This is a genomic window from Salinivibrio sp. MA607, from assembly GCF_001996245.1.
Taxonomy (GTDB): Bacteria; Pseudomonadota; Gammaproteobacteria; order Enterobacterales; family Vibrionaceae; genus Salinivibrio; species Salinivibrio costicola.
On sequence record NZ_MUFJ01000009.1, the window covers coordinates 29,333 to 49,435 of the forward strand.

15 protein-coding genes and 6 tRNA genes are annotated in these 20,103 nt (G+C 50.7%); 1 reads left to right on the forward strand and 20 read right to left on the reverse strand.

The genetic code is table 11. The features are described 5' to 3' along the window. Positions 1–86 precede the first annotated feature (86 nt). The 17 genes from BZG81_RS06150 to BZG81_RS06230 form a co-directional block, all read right to left on the reverse strand. Positions 87–2,936 (reverse strand): M16 family metallopeptidase, encoded by a 2,850-nt coding sequence (locus tag BZG81_RS06150; protein ID WP_077676983.1) that lies wholly within the window; start codon positions 2,934–2,936, stop codon positions 87–89. A 10-nt stretch (positions 2,937–2,946) separates the two neighbouring features. Beyond that, on the reverse strand, positions 2,947–3,369 hold the full coding sequence (locus tag BZG81_RS06155) for a YqaA family protein (protein WP_021022072.1): 423 nt from the start codon (positions 3,367–3,369) through the stop codon (positions 2,947–2,949). 5 nt (positions 3,370–3,374) lie between these two features. Beyond that, a complete protein-coding gene (locus tag BZG81_RS06160; RefSeq protein WP_021022073.1) occupies positions 3,375–4,331 on the reverse strand; it encodes an NADP-dependent oxidoreductase in 957 nt (318 codons plus the stop codon). Between the two features lie 208 nt (positions 4,332–4,539). Continuing rightward, positions 4,540–5,670, reverse strand: a complete 1,131-nt coding sequence (locus tag BZG81_RS06165; protein WP_077676984.1) for a sodium ion-translocating decarboxylase subunit beta — start codon at positions 5,668–5,670, stop codon at positions 4,540–4,542. A 9-nt stretch (positions 5,671–5,679) separates the two neighbouring features. Further along, positions 5,680–7,482 carry a sodium-extruding oxaloacetate decarboxylase subunit alpha gene (gene oadA / locus BZG81_RS06170; protein ID WP_077459774.1) on the reverse strand — a complete coding sequence of 601 codons (1,803 nt, stop codon included), beginning with the start codon at positions 7,480–7,482 and terminating at the stop codon, positions 5,680–5,682. A gap of 31 nt (positions 7,483–7,513) precedes the next feature. After that, the gene (locus tag BZG81_RS06175) at positions 7,514–7,768 is read right to left on the reverse strand and encodes an OadG family transporter subunit (protein WP_077676985.1); all 255 of its coding nucleotides are present in this window, start codon (positions 7,766–7,768) and stop codon (positions 7,514–7,516) included. 440 nt (positions 7,769–8,208) lie between these two features. Further along, positions 8,209–8,285 (reverse strand) — tRNA-Arg (locus BZG81_RS06180). A 26-nt stretch (positions 8,286–8,311) separates the two neighbouring features. Further along, positions 8,312–8,388, reverse strand: a tRNA-Arg gene (locus BZG81_RS06185). Between the two features lie 56 nt (positions 8,389–8,444). Then, positions 8,445–8,521, reverse strand: a tRNA-Arg gene (locus tag BZG81_RS06190). Positions 8,522–8,563: 42 nt separating this feature from the next. Further along, positions 8,564–8,656, reverse strand: a tRNA-Ser gene (locus BZG81_RS06195). Positions 8,657–8,664: 8 nt separating this feature from the next. After that, positions 8,665–8,741, reverse strand: a tRNA-Arg gene (locus tag BZG81_RS06200). 24 nt (positions 8,742–8,765) lie between these two features. After that, positions 8,766–8,858 (reverse strand) — tRNA-Ser (locus tag BZG81_RS06205). A 197-nt stretch (positions 8,859–9,055) separates the two neighbouring features. After that, a complete protein-coding gene (csrA, locus tag BZG81_RS06210) occupies positions 9,056–9,253 on the reverse strand; it encodes a carbon storage regulator CsrA (protein ID WP_021022078.1) in 198 nt (65 codons plus the stop codon). Between the two features lie 442 nt (positions 9,254–9,695). Continuing rightward, positions 9,696–12,278, reverse strand: a complete 2,583-nt coding sequence (alaS, locus tag BZG81_RS06215; RefSeq protein WP_077676986.1) for an alanine--tRNA ligase — start codon at positions 12,276–12,278, stop codon at positions 9,696–9,698. 128 nt (positions 12,279–12,406) lie between these two features. Further along, positions 12,407–12,874, reverse strand: a complete 468-nt coding sequence (locus tag BZG81_RS06220) for a regulatory protein RecX (protein WP_021022080.1) — start codon at positions 12,872–12,874, stop codon at positions 12,407–12,409. After that, on the reverse strand, positions 12,874–13,923 hold the full coding sequence (gene recA, locus BZG81_RS06225) for a recombinase RecA (protein ID WP_021022081.1): 1,050 nt from the start codon (positions 13,921–13,923) through the stop codon (positions 12,874–12,876). The genes BZG81_RS06220 and recA overlap by 1 nt, the downstream gene beginning before the upstream one ends. A gap of 131 nt (positions 13,924–14,054) precedes the next feature. Next, positions 14,055–14,540 carry a CinA family protein gene (locus BZG81_RS06230; RefSeq protein ID WP_021022082.1) on the reverse strand — a complete coding sequence of 162 codons (486 nt, stop codon included), beginning with the start codon at positions 14,538–14,540 and terminating at the stop codon, positions 14,055–14,057. 139 nt (positions 14,541–14,679) lie between these two features. On the opposite strand from BZG81_RS06230, the gene mutS reads away from it, so the two are divergent. Continuing rightward, the gene (gene mutS / locus BZG81_RS06235) at positions 14,680–17,226 is read left to right on the forward strand and encodes a DNA mismatch repair protein MutS (protein ID WP_198533634.1); all 2,547 of its coding nucleotides are present in this window, start codon (positions 14,680–14,682) and stop codon (positions 17,224–17,226) included. 134 nt (positions 17,227–17,360) lie between these two features. Here mutS and rpoS read toward each other — a convergent pair whose 3' ends face one another. The 3 genes from rpoS to BZG81_RS06250 form a co-directional block, all read right to left on the reverse strand. Further along, the gene (gene rpoS, locus BZG81_RS06240; protein ID WP_077676988.1) at positions 17,361–18,335 is read right to left on the reverse strand and encodes an RNA polymerase sigma factor RpoS; all 975 of its coding nucleotides are present in this window, start codon (positions 18,333–18,335) and stop codon (positions 17,361–17,363) included. Between the two features lie 104 nt (positions 18,336–18,439). Further along, positions 18,440–19,387, reverse strand: a complete 948-nt coding sequence (locus BZG81_RS06245; protein ID WP_077676989.1) for a peptidoglycan DD-metalloendopeptidase family protein — start codon at positions 19,385–19,387, stop codon at positions 18,440–18,442. Positions 19,388–19,421: 34 nt separating this feature from the next. Then, positions 19,422–20,042: a protein-L-isoaspartate(D-aspartate) O-methyltransferase gene (locus BZG81_RS06250; RefSeq protein ID WP_077459779.1), complete on the reverse strand. Its 621-nt coding sequence runs from the start codon at positions 20,040–20,042 to the stop codon at positions 19,422–19,424. Positions 20,043–20,103 lie beyond the last annotated feature (61 nt).

Sequence of the window (20,103 nt, forward strand, 5' to 3'; positions counted from 1 at the left end):
CTTATTTGTATGCTGCGTGGTGGTCAATATAAACAAGCTATTGCTCAAAAGCCATCACGCAGCGGGGTAAGTTTATCCAACCGGTATTAACGGTAATCTAACGCCAGCCTATTGACTGGCAAGCCAAGTTGACGCAGATCCCCTTCCAAACGCTCTGCATCGCCAACCACGATGATTTGGTAGTCGTTAGGATCGAACCAGCGCGATGCTTGGGCATTTAGTTGTTGGCGTGTCAGTGAATACAGCATGGCTTTTTGGGCTTCACGATAGTCATCATCCAAATTAAACGCCTCAATGTGCGCAATCAAGCCCGCTTTTTCCCACGGTGTTTCATAATTGAGTGCATCCTGCTGGCCGCTCGATTGACGTAAATAGGCAAGCTCTTGCTCAGTAAATCCATTTTCGTGCGCGTGGGCCATTTCTTTCCAAAGCTCTTTAATGGCCTCGGCACTGGCATCCGCACGCACATCGGCACCGACTTCAATGGTCCCAGTTTGACGACCACCATACACAGCACTGTGGGCGCCGTAGGTGTAACCTTTATCTTGGCGTAAGTTTTGGTTGATGCGGGCATTAAAGTTTCCGCCGAGATTAAAGTTAGCTAAGCGGGTTTTAAACATGGGGCCGGTTGCGTCGTAAGGCATGCCATGACGTATCATACGGATACTGGTTTGTGGCGCTTGTGGTTTATCCACTAACCAAATTTGTGGACTTTTTTCGTCTCGAGGCACGGGCCTTGCAACTTGAGCATGCCCCTCAGGAGTCGATTGCCAAGGTTGAATCCGGTTAGCGAGATTGATCGCATGCTCACGGGACAAATCACCCACCACGACAAGCTGACTTTCTTTCAACACATAATGCTGTTGATAAAAGCGTTTAACGTCGGCAAGGGTGAGTGCGGCAACGTCTTCTGCCACACCACCTTGCGGGGCACGGAAGGTTGCATCTTGATAAAGCAATTGGCTAATAGCCTGATCCGCCAACCAGCCCGCATCGTCGGCGCGTGACGCCATCCCCTCTAATGCTTGTTTTTTGAGCCGCTCGAAATCTTGCTCCGCAAACGTCGGTGCACTGATCACCTTATTCACTAATTGAAGCGTCTCTCCCAGATGCTTTTTCAAGGATGTCACGGTCAATGTCGTATGATAAGCCTCTGGATTAACACTCATCTGACTGCCAAGTTTATCTAGCGCTTGGGTTAATTCCGCGGCCGACATTCCCGCGCCGCCTTCTGTGATCATACTAGCCGTGAGCTCGGCGATACCACGCTTATCATTCGGCTCCATCAACACACCTGCCGGCAAGCGAAGTTGCAAGGTCACCGTGGGGGTCTCGCGACTGACAGTGCCTGCCAGGTGAATACCATTGTCGAGATCCGCGCGATAAATAGTAGGAACATGGACAGTCACGCTTCCATTCGGGGGCGGGATCAGGCTGCGGTCAAAGCGTTCAGGCGTGTTGCGTAACGCCAGTGTATCCGCATTATTTTGGCTAGCGACGTGGCGATAATCAGGGCGCTGATAGACAAAGTTTGCCGGATGAGCGACCAAATCTTGACGCCCTTCAGGCACCACACTGAGGTTAACCGCAGGTTGATTGCTTACCCACTGTTGATAACTGTCCATCACCTTTTGAGGCGTTACAGCATCCAAACGGGCTAGGCGTTGTGTCAGTATGCTTGCGTCGCCATGCAACGTATAGTCACTGGCCAGTTGTTCTACTTTGCCATCGACGCTTTGTAGGGCAAAAATGTTATCCGCTTCTACCATGGCTTTGATTTGGCTGATATCGTCTTGGTCAACGCCTTGCGCCGCAAATGTCGCCATGCTCTGGCGCAGTAGCGTACGCACCTCAGCTAACGACTGATCTTGACTGCCGACACCATAGATCTCGAAGGTGCATGCAAGCTCACCGCACTGATGCGATGCGCCTGCACTAAGCAGTTTTCCCGTTTGCACCAATGATTGGTAAAGGACACTATCTCGCCCTTGTCCCAACACATTGGCCAGGACACTCAGACGCGTACTGGTGTCTGTCTCAGGCGTACTGGTGGGGAAGCTCATGATCAAAACAGGCTGCGACACTTTATCTTCTAAAGTGACAAATCGATCGGCTTCCAGAGTGACAGGCTGAGGGTCTGCCGCGGGGATAGTTGGCCCTTGCGGGATGTCACCAAAGTACTTTTTCACCCACGCTAAGGTTTGTTGTACATCAATATCCCCACCAATGGTCAAGGTGGCATTGTTGGGACCGTACCAGCGTAAGAAGAATTGCTTGAGGTCATCGACATCAACGCGGTCTAAATCTTCCACGTAACCAATCACCGGCCATGAATAAGGATGACCTTCGGGGTATAGCGCTTGATTAATGGTTTCGTTAACGCGGCCATAGGGAACATTGTCTATCCGAAAGGCTCGCTCGTTTTTCACCGTATCACGCTGCACTTCAAACTTACGCTGCGACACGGCATCCAACAGAAAACCCATGCGATCGGATTCTAACCAAAGTACACGTTCTAATTCATTAGCCGGCACCGTTTGATAATACTGGGTAGTATCGCGATTCGTCGAGCCATTGTTATAGCCACCGACTTCTTTGATACGCTTACCATGATCGTCAACGTGCTCTGAGCCTTCAAACATCATATGTTCGAAAAAGTGCGCAAAGCCGGATTTGCCAGGCTCCTCACGCGCAGAGCCAACATGATAGCGCATGTCGACACTGACTAAGGGATCGGAGTGGTCTTGGTGCAGCAAAACAGTCAGCCCGTTATCGAGCGTAAACTGTTGATAAGGCACTTGAGCACTGCCCGGTGGTGGCGAGACTGTTTTTATCCAGGTCACCCCCTTTGGCGTAGCAGGAGGCGATGTTTCCAGTCGCTGACACCCTGTCAGAACGGATAAAACGAGAACAGCGACGAACAATAAGCGTTGCATATGATGATTCCTACCCAGTGACCCAATTAAATGACCAAACAATAACCATGTAACGCGATGCTTTGGCGATAAAGATAACCGCCCAACACCATGATTGACGCAAACGTAGCCAACCGGCGACCACACACAAAGGGTCGCCAATGATGGGGACCCAACTCAATAATAAAGCCGCATAACCATAACGTTGCAGTCCCAAGTGCGCACGACGATGCCAGCGTTGGTGCGGCTGATAATCCGGAATCCAACGGCCGATAGCATAGTTGGTCATGCCTCCAAGGGTGTTTCCGACGGTCGCAATAGCTACAATTACGCCATCAGCAAACTGTTGCTGAGTTAATAAGTAAACCAAATTCGCTTCTGAACCACCTGGCAACAAAGTGGCACTCAAAAAGCTGGTGACAAACAGTGTCGCCAACGCCGACCAGTCGTCCATGGTTGTTACGACGACGGCATTTCTAATACTCGCTTACCGCGTGTATGACCAGACTCGAGCGCTTTATGGGCTTGCGCCCCTTGTTCTAGAGGGTAGACAGCGGCAATATCAATATGAAGCTCGCCTTGATCAAGCATGTCAAGCAAGCGCTGAGTTTGCCAGGTGTTGGGCTCAACCAGCATCCCCGTGGCTTTTAATCCTCGCTCGGCCGCAGCAGCGGTGATCATATCACGTGTATTGGTCGGCACCGTGACCACACGTCCACCGGTTTTTAGGCTCGCAAGTGCTTCAATGCCCGTATCGCCACCGACCAAATCAATCAGTACATCAAACTCGCCCTGCGCTGTCGCCCAATGTGCCTGGTGATAGTCTATCGGTTTCGCATCTAGCTGGCGCAAAAATTCATGGTTGCCCGGCGATGCTGTCGCATACACCTGAGCCCCCGTTCTTACTGCTAATTGTACCGCAAGGTGGCCCACTCCCCCGGCCCCCGCCAAAATCAGTATTTTTTCGTCACGGGCGAGCTTGACATGCTCGAGCGCTTGCCACGCCGTGAGCCCGGCAAGTGGTACCGCGGCAGCATCCACCATTGGGACACTGGGTGGTACCGTGGAAAGCAGTCCGGCGTCGGCAGCCACATACTGGCTATATCCCCCTCCCTCGGTCGGGAAACCAATCATTCCTGCCACGCGATCCCCCACATCAAACTTACTTTCGTTGGTGCCGTTTGCCACCACCACACCGGCCACATCGTAACCGGGTACCCAAGGCAGCTTATCTTGGTTATGTTCCGCCGCCCAACCCAGTCCGGCACGGGTTTTAGCATCGATCGGGTTCACGCCCGCGGCTTTTACCTGAATTAACACCTGCTCTTCCGACGGTGAGGGGATAGCACGGTTTACTGGGGAGAGAACCTCTGGCGCACCGAATTCGGTAATCGCAAGAGACAAGTTATTCGACATATTGACTCCTTTCGCATGCCATTATGCTTTCATGGCGCAGGTAATAAATTTGATAGCGCAGATAATAAAAAAGCACAGGGTCATCGCAACGCGTAAACCCCTAGTCTTAACAAAAACAGCGACAGACTCAATGCCTGCCGCTGTTTTCTTTTCACTGTTCACGTGTTTTGTTTTTGCTACGGTTTGTCTCTACATTCACATCGCACGGCTATCCGACTAACGCCAACAATATCCCCGCTGCGACAGCCGAGCCAAGCACGCCAGCCACATTCGGTCCCATCGCATGCATCAGCAGGAAGTTATGTGGATTGGCATCCAGTCCAACCTTATTCACCACGCGCGCAGCCATTGGCACGGCAGAGACGCCGGCCGCACCAATCAGTGGGTTGATGGGATCGCGGCTAAACCGGTTAAGCAGCTTCGCCATTAAGACGCCCGTTCCGGTGCCGATGCTGAACGCGACCGCTCCGAGCACCAAGATCCCCAAGGTTTCAAACTGAAGAAACTTATCCGCTTCTAGCTTGGAACCAACGGCAAGCCCCAAGAAAATGGTCACAATGTTGATCAACTCATTCTGCGCAGTACTCGATAACCGATCGACGACGCCACACTCACGCATCAGATTGCCCAGACAAAACATACCAACCAAGGGCGTTGCGGAGGGTAAGAATAAGATCGTCATCATCAAGACCGCTAAAGGAAACAGCACTTTCTCCGTTTTCGAGACATGACGCAGCTGTTTCATTTCAATTTGGCGTTCTTGTGGCGAGGTGAACAACTTCATGATCGGCGGTTGAATAATTGGCACCAACGCCATGTAACTATAGGCCGCGACTGCAATCGCGCCAAGAAGATCCGGCGATAGTCGGCTAGCCAAGAAGATGGCCGTCGGTCCATCCGCACCACCAATAATCGCAATTGATGCTGCATCTTGAAGGCTAAATTCCATGCCTGGGACCAGATTGAGCAAGATAGCACCGAACAAGGTAGCAAAAATGCCAAATTGCGCCGCCGCCCCTAAAAKCAAGGTACGCGGGTTAGCAATCAAGGCACCAAAGTCGGTCATCGCCCCCACTCCCATAAAGATCAATAACGGGAAAACCCCCGTATCAATCCCGACATGGTAGACGTAATACAACAAACCGCCCGGCTCGTTAAAACCCGCGTTGGGAATATTCGCCAAGATTGCCCCAAACCCGATGGGCAACAGAAGCAAAGGCTCAAACCCACGTCGGATCGCAAGAAAGAGCAGCAGACAACCGACGGCCATCATCACCAGCTGTGGCCACTGGAAATTCGCCAGTCCAGTTTCCGACCACAGGATCATTAATCCTTCCATGCTGCCCTCTTATCCTAAATGTAAAAGCGGCATGCCGACAGTCACGGCGTCGCCTTCTTTTACTTGTACATCTTGGACAGTGCCAGCATGCGCAGCCCTGACTTCGGTTTCCATCTTCATCGCTTCTAGGATGATCAGAACGTCACCTTCTTGTACATGCTCACCGGCGGTCACCATGACTTTAAAGATATTACCCGCTAACGGTGCGGTGACTGGCTCTGCGTGGGTAGATGCCGGCTGTGACACCGGGGCACGCGGTGCTGTAGGCGCATTGTCGACATCGTTAGCAGTTTGAATCGCGCCTAGTGCGCCATCGGGACCGACATCCACTTGATACACCTGGCCATTAACGCGCACGCTGTAAGTTTCAACCTCAACTTGGCTCGCTGGGCTAGCCGCGGGCGTTGCTGGCGGCGTGGAGTCTCCGGTGGGTACCGGTTCAAACGCATCAGGGTTGCCACGATTTTGGAGGAATTTCCAACCCACTTGTGGGAACAAGGCGTAAGTGAGGACATCGTCAATCGTCTCTTCCGCCAAACTCACACCTTCTGTCGACGCTTTATCGGTTAATGCCTGCGTCAAGTTTTCCATTTCGGGGGCTAATTTATCCGCCGGACGGCAGGTAATCGCTTGTTCACCGTCAAGCACGCGCGCTTGTAATTTTGCATTGACCGGTGCGGGGGCTTTTCCGTATTCGCCTTTTAACAGCGCAGCAGTCTCTTTAGTAATGCTCTTATAACGCTCGCCGGTCAATACATTAATGACCGATTGCGATCCGACAATTTGTGAGGTCGGCGTAACTAAGGGGATATATCCTAAGTCTTCACGCACCCGCGGGATCTCGTCTAAGACCTCATCCATTTTGTCAGCCGCGCCTTGTTCTTTAAGCTGGCTTTCCATGTTGGTCAACATACCGCCGGGCACTTGCGCGATCAAAATACGTGAGTCGACGCCTTTTAACTGCCCTTCAAATTGGGCGTATTTTTTCCGCACGGTACGGAAGTAAGCCGCAATCGATTCAAGTTTATTCAGGTCAAGATGAGTTTCACGCTCGGTGCCTTCAAGCATCGCAACAACGGTTTCAGTCGGGGTATGCCCATAAGTTTGGCTCATTGAGGAAATGGCCGTATCCAGGACATCTAACCCCGCTTCTACTGCTTTAACCGCCGTTGCTGTTGATAACCCTGTGGTCGCATGACAATGCAGCGACAGGGGAATATCACAGGTCGATTTTATGCGGCTTACGAGCTCATACGCTTCATAAGGTTTAAGCAAGCCGGACATATCTTTGATGCACAGAGAGTGACAGCCAAGATCTTCCAACTGCTTGGCTAAATCGGTCCAGGTATCCATGGTATGCACAGGGCTAGTGGTGTAAGAAATCGTTCCCTGAGCGTGGGCACCTACGTCCACCGCCGCACCCACAGCGGCTTGAAAGTTACGCACATCATTCATGGCATCAAAGATGCGGAATACATCCATACCGTTGGCATGAGCGCGTTCAACGAACTTGTATACCACATCATCGGCGTAGTGGCGGTAACCCAAGAGATTCTGCCCACGTAAAAGCATTTGCATCGGGGTATTAGGCATGGCTTTTTTAAGCTCTCGCAACCGTACCCAAGGGTCTTCACCCAAATAGCGAATACAGGCATCAAAGGTCGCGCCACCCCATGTTTCTAATGACCAGAACCCAATCTGATCGAGCTCGGCGGCAATCGGCAACATATCGTCCAAACGCAGACGTGTGGCAAACAACGACTGATGGGCATCACGCAATACCACATCGGTAATAGCTAACGGCGTAGACATAACAAACTCCTTTTTATATGTGCCTTACCACTCAACGATGGCGTTGGCGGTACTGCTGGACAGCGACAGTGATCGCGGCAACGACATCCGGTGAAGGCTGCGATACGTCAGGTGCTGCTTGGGCTTTGGGCTGAACGGCCGCTTTCGCCGCGGCAGGGGGGGTAGGGTCACCAAAACGTTCCAGTTGGCGGACCAAAAAAATTAATACCGAAAGAAATACAAATACCACAACCATGCCGGTTAACATCAGCATCGTTGCCTGTTCTAAAAGCGGGCCTAAATCCATGGTTTCTTCCTTGTTACTCACTCTTACTGACAATGATGCGCGGATGGCCCGTTATTATTCATTTATCTTGGTGGCCATTTCATCATCGGCGTTCAAAATACTAACAATTCGCATAAATGACAATCTCGTGTTGTGTTTTTGTTACCTGACAACACGGGTCATGATGCACTCATCGCACGCGAACAACCGCCACTCGAAAAGGCGTATTTATCTCGTCCAAGTCCGTTAATCGCGCGATGAAACGTCCTGGTACATAGAGGGTTTTGACGGTTTGGCTAACAATAGAGGCGCACTATCCCATTTTTGGAAAAAGCGTTTTTCCAGTATCACAATACGCTGTCAAACAGCGATAGCGAAAATAATAAACGGAAAAGTCGATTTGGGTGACAATGAAAAGATAGCGAAATGGGAATTAAGGAGAAGGAAGAGGTAATGCAAAATGGCGCGTCCGGGAGGATTCGAACCTCCGACCGCCTGGTTCGTAGCCAGGTACTCTATCCAGCTGAGCTACGGACGCGCTGACGGATTTGCATAGATTGAAGATGGCGCGCTCGGGAGGATTCGAACCTCCGACCGCCTGGTTCGTAGCCAGGTACTCTATCCAGCTGAGCTACGAGCGCGTGTCGTCAATCTTATGTTCATCCTGAACGGTGTTGCGGGTCTTCCATGGAGGTGATGGCGCGTCCGGGAGGATTCGAACCTCCGACCGCCTGGTTCGTAGCCAGGTACTCTATCCAGCTGAGCTACGGACGCACATCTTTTACTGCAATTATCACAAGGCAGGCTTGTCGATAATGGCGGTGAGGGAGGGATTCGAACCCTCGATACGGCTACAAACCGTATACTCCCTTAGCAGGGGAGCGCCTTCAGCCACTCGGCCACCTCACCGCAAGTAGTGGCGCGTCCGGGAGGATTCGAACCTCCGACCGCCTGGTTCGTAGCCAGGTACTCTATCCAGCTGAGCTACGGACGCGCATCTATCTTGCTTGCAACAACATGGCGGTGAGGGAGGGATTCGAACCCTCGATACGGCTACAAACCGTATACTCCCTTAGCAGGGGAGCGCCTTCAGCCACTCGGCCACCTCACCGTCGCTGCGGGTGCACATATTACTTTGAGCCAGATATATGTCAAACACTTTTCGGGGAAAAGTCGCCTTGTTACTAACAAATGGACAATTATCACCCACCAGGTGTTTTTATTGTTGGTTTTATCGCCGTTTCATTTTGATTTTATGGGAAAACCAACCATAAAAAAGGCCGACCCTGGTCGACCTCTTTTGCTTTGTTAGTAGTCGTTTTGACTACCGGCTGGCGCGCCTTTTTCGGCTTGAATACGCATGTAGATCTCTTCGCGGTGTACAGAGACATCTTTCGGTGCATTCACACCAATACGTACTTGGTTACCTTTTACACCCAACACAGTGACGGTGACTTCATCACCAATCATCAAGGTTTCGCCAACACGGCGAGTCAAAATCAGCATGCTTCTACTCCTTGAGTATCAATCTTTTATTTATTCAATTAGTTTCTGAGCCAGATAACCCGCCAGCGTATCGGCTCGCTATCTGCAATCGTTGGATTATTTCCCTGCTCGTGATGCCAATGCGGGAGGTTTTGTTACCCGCACTTCACACTATGGCCGAATTATCACACCATATCCAGAAAAGGGCAGAGAAATTTACTGTTTTATCATCATACCGTTAGCCATAAAGGCGCGTGATCTGAGACAACAGAGTAAGAGAAATCAGTGTTGCACTGGTCAGCAAAGCGATAAAATGTAAGCGATATCACCGCTCAGCACCGACACATCGCCTAAGGCGTTGCACTATACAGAATCAAAAAAAAAGTGCAATTATTAATCTAGATCACAAAAAAAGGCCGCGCATGGCGACCTTCTTGACTTTTCTTAAATGCTTTTTAGCGAATTATAACCGTTCGGCAAGCCAAGCATCGACAGCGGCTAACGCGCTGGGTAATGCGCTTACATCGCTACCACCCGCTTGCGCCATATCAGGGCGACCACCGCCTTTACCACCGACTTGTTGCGCGACAACATTGACCAGCTCACCCGCTTTCACTGTACCGGTGAGATCTTTGGTCACACCCGCAATCAGGCCTACTTTATCGTTGGCGACATTGCCGAGAAGCACAATCCCGCTCCCCATTTGGTTTTTGAGATCATCAACCATACTACGCAGTGCCTTGTTATCTGCCCCATCGAGTTGGCTGATCAGTACCTTAGTGCCATTGATTTCGCGCACTTGGTTAATCAATCCAGCGCTTTCTTGTGCTGCGAGCTTTTGCTTCAGTTGTTGGATTTGCTTCTCCAACCCTTTAGCTTTGCTATGCACTTCATCCAATTTGGCCTCGTAGTCGGCTTGGGTTTGGTACACATTATCTATCGCCGCTTGACCTGTAATGGCCTCGATACGACGAACTCCAGCTGCAATACCTGCCTCTGAAACGATTTTGAACATACCAATGTCGCCGGTACGATTGGCATGCGTGCCACCGCAAAGCTCGATGGAGAAGTCGCCCATACTCAATACGCGCACTTCGTCGTCGTATTTCTCACCAAACAATGCCATCGCGCCTTTTTGTTTCGCAGCGTCGATATCCATGACTTCCGTTTGTACTGCATTGTTAGCGCGAATTTGCTCATTAACGATACGCTCTACCGCTTTTAGCTCATCGGCAGTCACAGGCTCTAAGTGAGAAAAATCAAAGCGCAAACCATCAGCGCGCACCAAGGACCCTTTTTGCGCAATGTGATCGCCGAGCACCTCACGGAGCGCTGCATGTAACAGGTGCGTGGCTGAGTGGTTCATGGCCACCGCATGACGACGCTTGGCATCGACTTGCGCGGTTGCCTGCGCGCCAACACTTAGCTGTCCGTCGGATAAAGCACCATAATGAGCAATCGCCTGCCCGATCTTCTGGGTATCCGTTACCGTGAAACGCCCTTGGTCGGTATCAATGATGCCTGTATCGCCACACTGACCACCGGCTTCGGCATAGAAAGGGGTGTGGTCGAGGATAACCACCGCGTGATCGCCCGATGCCAGATGGTCGACCGATTCACCCTCCACGAAAATCTCAGTGATCTGACCTTTCGCCTCTGTGCCTGTGTAACCGCAGAAATCAGAGCCGTGGTCGACTTTAATCGTTTGGTTGTAATCGGTGCCAAATTGACCGGCTTCGCGCGCGCGTTGACGCTGAGCGTCCATCGCCGCTTCAAAACCGGCTTCATCAATGCGGTAACCGCGCTCACGTGCGACATCGTTGGTTAAGTCCGCTGGAAAGCCGTAGGTATCGTAAAGCTTGAAGACGGTCTCGCCATCCAACTCATCGCCATCCACTTTATCTAACGCTTCTTCTAGCATTAACATGCCGCGTTCAAGAGTACGACTAAAGTTGTCTTCTTCAATTTTTAGGACTTTTTCAACCATGGTTTGCTGCGCACGCAGATCTTCGCCGGCCGTGCCCATGATGGTGGCCAACGGCCCCACCAACTTGTAGAAGAAGGTGTCTTTGCTGCCTAACTTATTACCATGACGCACCGCACGACGAATAATTCGACGTAACACGTAGCCGCGCCCTTCGTTAGAAGGCATCACACCATCGACAATCAAATACGCACAAGATCGGATATGATCAGCGACCACACGCAAAGACTGATTGGTCAGGTCTTCAACTCCGATGATGTCAGCCACTTGCTTAATTAATTGCTGGAAAACATCAATTTCATAGTTGGAGTGCACGCCTTGCTTAATCGCGGCGATACGCTCAATCCCCATTCCCGTATCAACTGACGGTTTAGGGAGGTTCTCCATGGTGCCATCAGCTTGTCGATTGAACTGCATGAAAACGATGTTCCAGATCTCAATGAAGCGATCACCGTCTTCTTCAGGCGTACCTGGAGGTCCTCCCCAGATATGCTCACCGTGGTCGTAGAAAATTTCACTGCAAGGCCCACAAGGTCCGGTATCCCCCATTTGCCAGAAGTTGTCTGATTCATACGGCTTTCCGCCTTCTTTATCGCCGATACGCACAATGCGATCCGCCGGTACACCGATGGTGTTATGCCAAAGATCAAACGCTTCGTCATCAGTGTGGTAAATGGTCACCAACAGTTTTTCTTTTGGCAAACCGATCGTCTCGGTCAAAAACGCCCACGCATAAGCAATCGCGTCTTTTTTGAAGTAGTCACCAAAACTAAAGTTACCGAGCATTTCAAAAAAGGTGTGATGACGAGCGGTAAAGCCTACATTTTCAAGGTCGTTATGTTTACCGCCGGCGCGCACACAACGTTGTGCTGAGGTCGCACGTGTGTAGTCTCGCTTCTCGGCCCCTAAGAAGGTGTCCTTAAATTGGTTCATGCCTGCATTAGTGAACAACAGTGTTGGGTCGTCGGCAGGGACGAGCGATGAGCTAGGCACAATCTGGTGCCCTTTGCTTTCAAAGAACTTGAGAAACGCTGTACGGATCTCATCAGTGCTCATATACATTGGCTAATCCTGATAATCGAATATTGCGTTAGCAACCGGTTATGGTAATGACGCGATGGGAGCATCGTATTGTTTACGCCATTGTAAACAACCGATCGCGTGGGGAAAAGAGACAGAGTAGGATTGGTTTAGAAATGCGGGTCGATATCGTCGTCATTCAGCGCGTATTGGATTTGATCAAAGTTAAAACCGCGCGATTGTAAAAAACGCATGCGTTTCGCTTTCACCTTGTGCTCAACAGGAGGAAGACGGCCATCTAGGTCAGCATACTTACGTATCGCTGTTTCTTTGGCGACTAGGTACCAATCCACTTCAGCGTCTTGCTCTGCGCGGGCGAGTAGCTCAATATCAACGCCTTTACGTTTCGCATCTTGGCAGATACGCAACCAGCCATGATGTTTGTTTATTCCCTGACGCAACAGGCTGGTAGCAAAGCGCGCGTCATCTAACCAGCCTCGTTCTAAGCAGTCATTGATAGTGAGGGTAATTGCGTCGTCATCAAATCCGCGTTGAGACAATTTTTGTGTTAGCTCGTGGACAGAGTGATCGCGGCGAGCCAACAGGCCCACCGCTATTTCTTGGCACGATGCCGCCATTACAGCTTCTCGTCCTCAGTATCTGCCTCAACGTTGGCGTCTACAGCTTCGTTGTTCAGGCCAGGCTGCAGCAACATCTCACGCAAGGTAGTGTCAATTTCTTCAGCAATATGGGGGTTTTCTTTCAGGTATTTACATGCATTGGCTTTACCTTGGCCAATTTTATCGCCTTTGTAGCTGTACCAAGCTCCGGCTTTTTCTACCAGTTTATGTTTCACACCCAGATCCACCAGCTCGCCCTGCAAGTTAATGCCCTGACCATAAAGGATTTGGAACTCTGCTTGTTTAAACGGTGCGGCGACTTTGTTTTTTACCACTTTGACGCGGGTTTCGTTACCCACCACTTCATCGCCTTCTTTAATCGCACCAATGCGGCGAATATCTAAACGGACCGATGCATAGAACTTCAATGCATTACCGCCTGTGGTCGTTTCTGGGTTACCAAACATCACACCAATCTTCATCCGAATTTGGTTGATAAAGACCATCATGGTATTGCTGTTTTTGATGTTGGCGGTCAGCTTACGCATTGCTTGTGACAGCATACGCGCTTGCAGACCCATGTGGGAGTCGCCCATTTCGCCTTCAATCTCAGCTTTTGGCGTCAAGGCTGCGACCGAATCGATAACAATCATATCAACGGCCCCGGAACGCGTCAGCGCATCAGCAATTTCCAAAGCTTGTTCGCCAGTATCGGGCTGAGACACCAACAGGTTATCAATATCGACACCCAGCTTGCGCGCATAGATTGGGTCGAGTGCGTGTTCCGCGTCAATAAACGCACAAGTCTTGCCCTTTTTTTGCGCTTCAGCGATGGCTTCTAGGGTCAATGTCGTTTTACCTGATGACTCAGGTCCATAGATCTCGATGATACGACCAAATGGTAGGCCACCGGCGCCTAGCGCAATATCCAGAGACAAAGAGCCGGTCGATACGGTTTCGATGTCCATGGTACGGTCATCACCCAGACGCATGATTGAGCCTTTGCCAAATTGCTTTTCGATTTGCCCGAGTGCGGCTGCGAGCGCCTTTTCTTTGTTATCGTCCATTTCGGTCTCCAGGAAATAAAACGCTATCTCTATGAGATAAAAGCTATCATTAATGGGGCTAAGTATACTGTCCATTTATACAGTGTCTAGCCCTGTTTAGAAAAAATCTAGCGGATGCGACACGCCTCCGATTATGGCGACAATCGCTGTAGCGCAAATGAGAGTGCATGTTCAATGGTTTGTTCACGCACGGCGCGCCGATCACCATCAAAATGACATACTTCACTATCCGTTTCACCATTGTGCCACGCCCAAGCAAACCAAACAGTACCGATCGGTTTATCATCGCTACCACCACTCGGTCCTGCAACACCACTGACCGCAATCGCTAATCCTGCGTTAGCCTCGGCCAATGCACCTTCCGCCATCGCGCTGACCACAGGCTCGCTCACTGCGCCATACTGGGCCAGTAAATCCGTGGGGACATGAACTAATGCTTGCTTTGCGGTGTTGCTATAGGTAACCCATGCCTGCTGAAACCACTGCGAGCTGCCTGGCACATCGGTCAGGCAATAGGCAATACCACCGCCGGTGCATGACTCCGCGGTAGTCACGGTTAATTCTGTATCCAATAGGGCATCACCCAAACGCTTTGCCAATGAGAATAAAGGGTCCACTGCGCACTCCTTTTTATTGGGTTGAGAAACCTGCACCACAACTTTACCCCTTGCGGTCCGATCACGTATTCTAACGCCCTTAACGTTCCATTTTGCAGGTCTAGTCGTGACAGTACAAGCGCTCGAAAAGCACACTCCCATGATGCAACAGTATCTCAAACTTAAAGCGCAGCATCCTGAAGAGCTGCTCTTTTATCGTATGGGAGATTTTTACGAACTCTTTTACGACGATGCCAAACGCGCCTCTCAATTATTAGATATTTCGTTGACCAAACGCGGCAGTTCAGGCGGTGAACCGATCCCCATGGCAGGCGTGCCCTATCATGCCGTGGAGGGCTATTTAGCCAAGTTGGTGCAATTGGGTGAACCCGTTGCCATTTGCGAGCAAATTGGTGATCCTGCCACCAGTAAAGGCCCCGTTGAGCGCCAGGTGGTACGCATCGTGACACCGGGTACCGTCTCTGATGAGGCATTGCTGAGTGAACGCGTCGACAACCTAGTGGCCGCATTGACGTGCGATAACGACCAGTTTGGCTTTGCAACCTTAGATATCACCTCTGGGCGATTCGTTCTGACTGAGCCGACAACCTATGAGCAGATGCAGGCGGAATTGCAGCGTACTCAGCCTGCCGAACTCTTGTATCCAGAGGACTTCCCCTACCCCGACCTCTTATCGGTGAGCCGCGGTGCAAGACGCCGTCCAATATGGGAGTTTGATTTAGACACGGCACGCAGCCAATTGACCGGCCAGTTTGGTACGCGCGATTTAGTTGGCTTTGGCGTCGAGGACTGCTCTCTTGGGCTAAGCGCGGCAGGCTGTGTTTTACAATATGCTAAAGAAACGCAGCGTACTGCACTGCCTCACATTCGTGCCATTGTTAAAGATCAGCAAGATAGCTCTGTCGTGCTTGATGCTGCAACACGACGTAATTTAGAAATCACCCAAAATCTCGCCGGTGGCACCGATAACACGCTGGCCGAGGTGCTAGACCAAACCACGACACCGATGGGCAGCCGTTTACTCAAACGCTGGTTACATCAACCCTTGCGCGATCGCCAAGTGCTCAATCAGCGCTTAGATGCCATTGGCACCCTGCTAGACAATAGCTTGTACACGGATCTTAGCGACGCCCTCAAGCCGGTGGGAGACATTGAACGTGTCCTTGCTCGCTTGGCCATGCGTTCAGCGCGCCCGCGTGATATGGCAAGGCTACGTACTGCATTGGCGCAGCTACCTGAGGTGCAAACATTGCTCACCGAGCTTGACCACAGTGCCTTCTCCGATCACCAAAAAGCCACCACTCCGATGCCGGAGTTACACGATCTACTCACGCGGGCCGTCGTCGACAATCCACCGGTAGTGATCCGTGATGGCGGCGTGATTGCGCCAGGGTACAACGCGGAACTGGATGAGTGGCGCGACTTGTCCGAAGGCGCATCACGTTACTTAGAAGAACTAGAAACCCGCGAGCGCGAGCAACATGGCATCGACACGCTGAAAGTGGGTTATAACCAAGTACATGGTTTTTATATTCAAATCAGCCGCGCGCAAAGTGATCGGGTACCTGCGCACTATATTCGCCGTCAAACGCTTAAAAATGCCGAGCGCTACATCATCCCAGAATTAAAAGAGCATGAAGACAAAGTATTAAGCTCTCGGTCTAATGCGTTGGCGCTCGAAAAACGCTTATGGGACGAATTGTTTGATCAGTTACTGCCACATTTGGCGCTATTACAGCAAGCGTCAGAGGCGTTATCCGCGTTGGATGTATTGTGTAACCTCGCGGAGCGTGCTGATAGCCTCAACTATCATCGCCCAACATTGACCGAACAACCGGGGATCGATATCGAAGCGGGTCGACATCCGGTGGTTGAGCAGGTCATGACGGATCCATTTATCCCCAACCCGATCACATTAAATCCTGAACGCCGCATGCTGATCATTACCGGTCCGAATATGGGGGGTAAATCCACCTATATGCGTCAAACAGCCTTGATCACCTTGCTAAGTCATATCGGTGCCTATGTGCCCGCCGAGCACGCCTCCATTGGACCTATTGATCGTATCTTTACCCGTATTGGCGCGTCCGATGACCTTGCCTCAGGGCGTTCGACATTTATGGTAGAGATGACAGAAACCGCGAACATTCTTCACAATGCCACGGCCAACAGCTTGGTGTTAATGGATGAAATTGGACGCGGCACCAGTACTTATGATGGCTTGTCCTTAGCATGGGCCAGTGCCGAGTGGCTGGCAGAAAAAATCCATGCCATGACCCTATTTGCCACACATTACTTTGAGCTCACCGAACTGCCAGGACAAATGGAAGGCTTGGTCAACGTTCATCTAGATGCGATGGAGCATGGCGATGAAATCGCCTTTATGCACGCGGTACAAGAGGGAGCAGCCAGTAAATCTTATGGTTTAGCAGTCGCAAGCCTGGCCGGAGTTCCCAAACCCGTCATTCGCCGCGCCAAACATAAGTTGGCCCAACTCGAGCAAAGCGGCCAGCACACGGCAAATACCGAACAGTCGGTCGGTAAAATAACACCGACGCAATTGCCTTTGCTCCCCGAGCCCAGTGAATTAGATCATGCAATTGATGCACTCAATCCAGATGAAATGACCCCGCGTCAGGCCTTAGATGCGCTTTATGCCCTTAAAGCATTGCAGCAATCACGTTAATCACGCCAGGTGAAGCCATTCGCATTGATTATCGCGCGTTAATCATCACCAAAGCATCGATGACCGCACAACAAAAAACGGGACAGCCTTTGCTGTCCCGTTTTAATGTTGCGCTATGATTTGGGTAGTATTGTCTATTGTTCGACATTAAAGAGCGATTCAATACTTAGCCCTTGATGGGTCAGCATGTCGCGTAAACGACGTAGGCCTTCCACTTGAATTTGACGAACCCGCTCACGGGTTAGGCCAATTTCACGCCCAACATCTTCCAGCGTAGAGGCTTCATGTCCCAGAAGACCAAACCGGCGCGACAACACTTCGCGTTGCTTCGGATTCAGCTCCTGTAGCCATTGCACAATCGATTTCTTCATATCATCGTCTTGCGTGGTGTATTCAGGGCCATCCTGCTTTTCGTCAGGGATGATATCCAACAGCGCTTTTTCTGAGTCACCACCAATCGGGTTGTCCACCGAACCAATACGTTCATTGAGGCGGAGCATACGATTTACATCTTCAACCGGCTTATCAAGCTGCGCGGCAATATCTTCCGCTGTCGGCTCATGATCTAGCTTTTGCGCTAATTCACGGGCAGTACGCAGATACACATTCAACTCTTTGACGACATGAATAGGCAGACGAATGGTACGCGTCTGGTTCATAATGGCACGCTCAATGGTTTGGCGAATCCACCAGGTTGCATAGGTTGAAAAACGGAAGCCGCGCTCTGGGTCAAACTTTTCTACGGCACGGATCAGGCCAAGGTTCCCTTCTTCAACCAGATCCAATAACGCTAGCCCCCGATTCGAGTAACGACGCGAAATTTTAACCACCAATCRCAAGTTACTCTCAATCATACGTTTACGCGCAACCTCATCACCCCGTAGCGCTCGACGTGCGTAAAGCACCTCTTCTTCGGCAGTAAGAAGTGGTGAGAAGCCGATTTCACTTAGGTAAAGTTGGGTGGCATCAGAGGCTTTGGACGTGGCTGCTTGTTGCTGAACAGCCTCTTCGACTTCTTCGGCCACCTCTGGGGCTTGCGCCTCAACGGTGTCCAATTCCACGTCTTGATTCAAGCCGTCCAGTTTTTTTGCGGTATTTGTTTGGCTCATAGCGCCTCCCTTATGACGTAGCAGCAAAGCAGAATGTGTTTCTGCTTWAACCGGCCCCGTCACATCGGTGGCTGCAGCGTTATCACTTTGGTTTTGCCCCTGTGCTAACGCTTTGGCAGATAATGCAACGGATTGACCGATTTTCCTTTGTAGCGAATTTCAAAATGCAACCGAACACTGTTTGCACCAGAACTGCCCATTGAAGCTATTTTTTGCCCCTTCGTGACAGCTTGGCCTTCTGAAACATAAAACGAATCGTTGTGCGCGTACGCACTCAGATAATCATCATTGTGTTTCACTATTATTAATTTACCGTAACCTCGAAGCGCGCTTCCGGCGTAAACGACTTTTCCATCTGCCGCTGCCTGAATACGTYGTCCTCGTTGCCCAGCAATATCTATGCCCTTATTGCCTCGCTCTGTACTAGAAAATCGGGACACCATTCGGCCTTTTGCTGGCCATTGCCAGGTAATCTGTTGGTTAGATACGCTAGCGGTCCGCTTATTAACAACTTTCTTACTTTTTTCTTTTACTTGACTGTACCCCGCTGAAGGGTCCGATTCAACGTCTTTTGTGCGTTGAGTCGCGGTTTTTGACTTCTTTTTCCCCTCGAATTTGCCAGGATCGGCGCCTTTTCTAGAAGATGCTGCTACCGACGCAGCACTTGCAGTGGCTTTTGTGGCAGCGGCCACAGAAGCGCCATTGGCGACGACCTCGGCAGCAGAAGAAGATGAGGAAGATTGGTCCCTAGTGGGCGATTTAGCCACATCGGGACGCTGATAAGCGGGCTTCCACAATGCCAGTGTCTGCCCGGGGTAAATGGTGTAAGGAGGCTGTAAATTATTATGCTCGATGATATCGTCAATATCGCGATCCGTGATGTAAGCGATGTAGTAAAGCGTGTCGCCTTTTTTTACTTCATAATAGCTACCGCGATAGCTGCCTCTGTCCACACTGGTGTAATCGGGCGTCACACTGGATACCGGTGCCGGTCCTCGCCAGGAACAACCAGATAAAAAAACTAATAGTGACAGAAAAAGCGCGATTTTCATCTATTTTAAAACACAGCTCCATCGCTCAGGCAGTTTATGCCAGTTCGCCCGCAACAAGGGGAACAAATTTAACCGATTCAACCATCTCGGTGTCGAATCTCGTTCCGTCACGCGTGACTTTCATCAGCGTTTGCTCAGCATCACCAATGGGAATCAACATCACACCGCCATCATTAAGTTGTTCACACAAAGCCTCCGGAATGTTGGCGGCTGCCGCGGTGACCATAATAGCATCATACGGTCCTTTACTCGGCCAACCTTGCCAACCATCTCCATGCTTGGTGGAAACGTTATAAATATCCAGCTGTTTAAGGCGCCGTTTGGCCAGCATTTGTAATTGTTTAATCCGTTCGACAGAATAAACATGATCGACCAAGTTCGCGAGGATGGCGGTTTGATAACCGGACCCAGTGCCAATTTCCAAAATGCGACTATCTCGTTGCAAATTGAGTAGCGATGTCATCTTAGCCACAATATAAGGTTGTGAAATGGTTTGTCCCCAACCAATCGGTAACGCATTGTTTCCGTAGGCCTGGTGGGTCATGGCTTCAGAGACAAATAAATGTCTGGGCACGGCTTGCATGGCATCTAAAACGTCAGTGTTTGTCACACCTTGTTGTTGCAAAAATTGAATAAGTGATTGCGCTTGACTCAACGTCTGCTTCCTTTATCACTGAGTTTGAATCGATAAATAAGGCTGCCGCCTCATTGCGGCT

Coding starts and splice junctions, on each gene's coding strand:
- BZG81_RS06150 (WP_077676983.1), bottom strand. CDS start 2,936: ATGCAACGCTTATTGTTCGTCGCTGTTCTCGTTTTATCCGTTCTGACA.
- mutS (WP_198533634.1), top strand. CDS start 14,680: ATGATGCAACAGTATCTCAAACTTAAAGCGCAGCATCCTGAAGAGCTG.
- BZG81_RS06175 (WP_077676985.1), bottom strand. CDS start 7,768: ATGGATTTAGGCCCGCTTTTAGAACAGGCAACGATGCTGATGTTAACC.
- recA (WP_021022081.1), bottom strand. CDS start 13,923: ATGGACGATAACAAAGAAAAGGCGCTCGCAGCCGCACTCGGGCAAATC.
- BZG81_RS06155 (WP_021022072.1), bottom strand. CDS start 3,369: ATGGACGACTGGTCGGCGTTGGCGACACTGTTTGTCACCAGCTTTTTG.
- alaS (WP_077676986.1), bottom strand. CDS start 12,278: ATGTATATGAGCACTGATGAGATCCGTACAGCGTTTCTCAAGTTCTTT.
- oadA (WP_077459774.1), bottom strand. CDS start 7,482: ATGTCTACGCCGTTAGCTATTACCGATGTGGTATTGCGTGATGCCCAT.
- BZG81_RS06160 (WP_021022073.1), bottom strand. CDS start 4,331: ATGTCGAATAACTTGTCTCTTGCGATTACCGAATTCGGTGCGCCAGAG.
- BZG81_RS06220 (WP_021022080.1), bottom strand. CDS start 12,874: ATGGCGGCATCGTGCCAAGAAATAGCGGTGGGCCTGTTGGCTCGCCGC.
- csrA (WP_021022078.1), bottom strand. CDS start 9,253: ATGCTGATTTTGACTCGCCGTGTTGGCGAAACCTTGATGATTGGTGAT.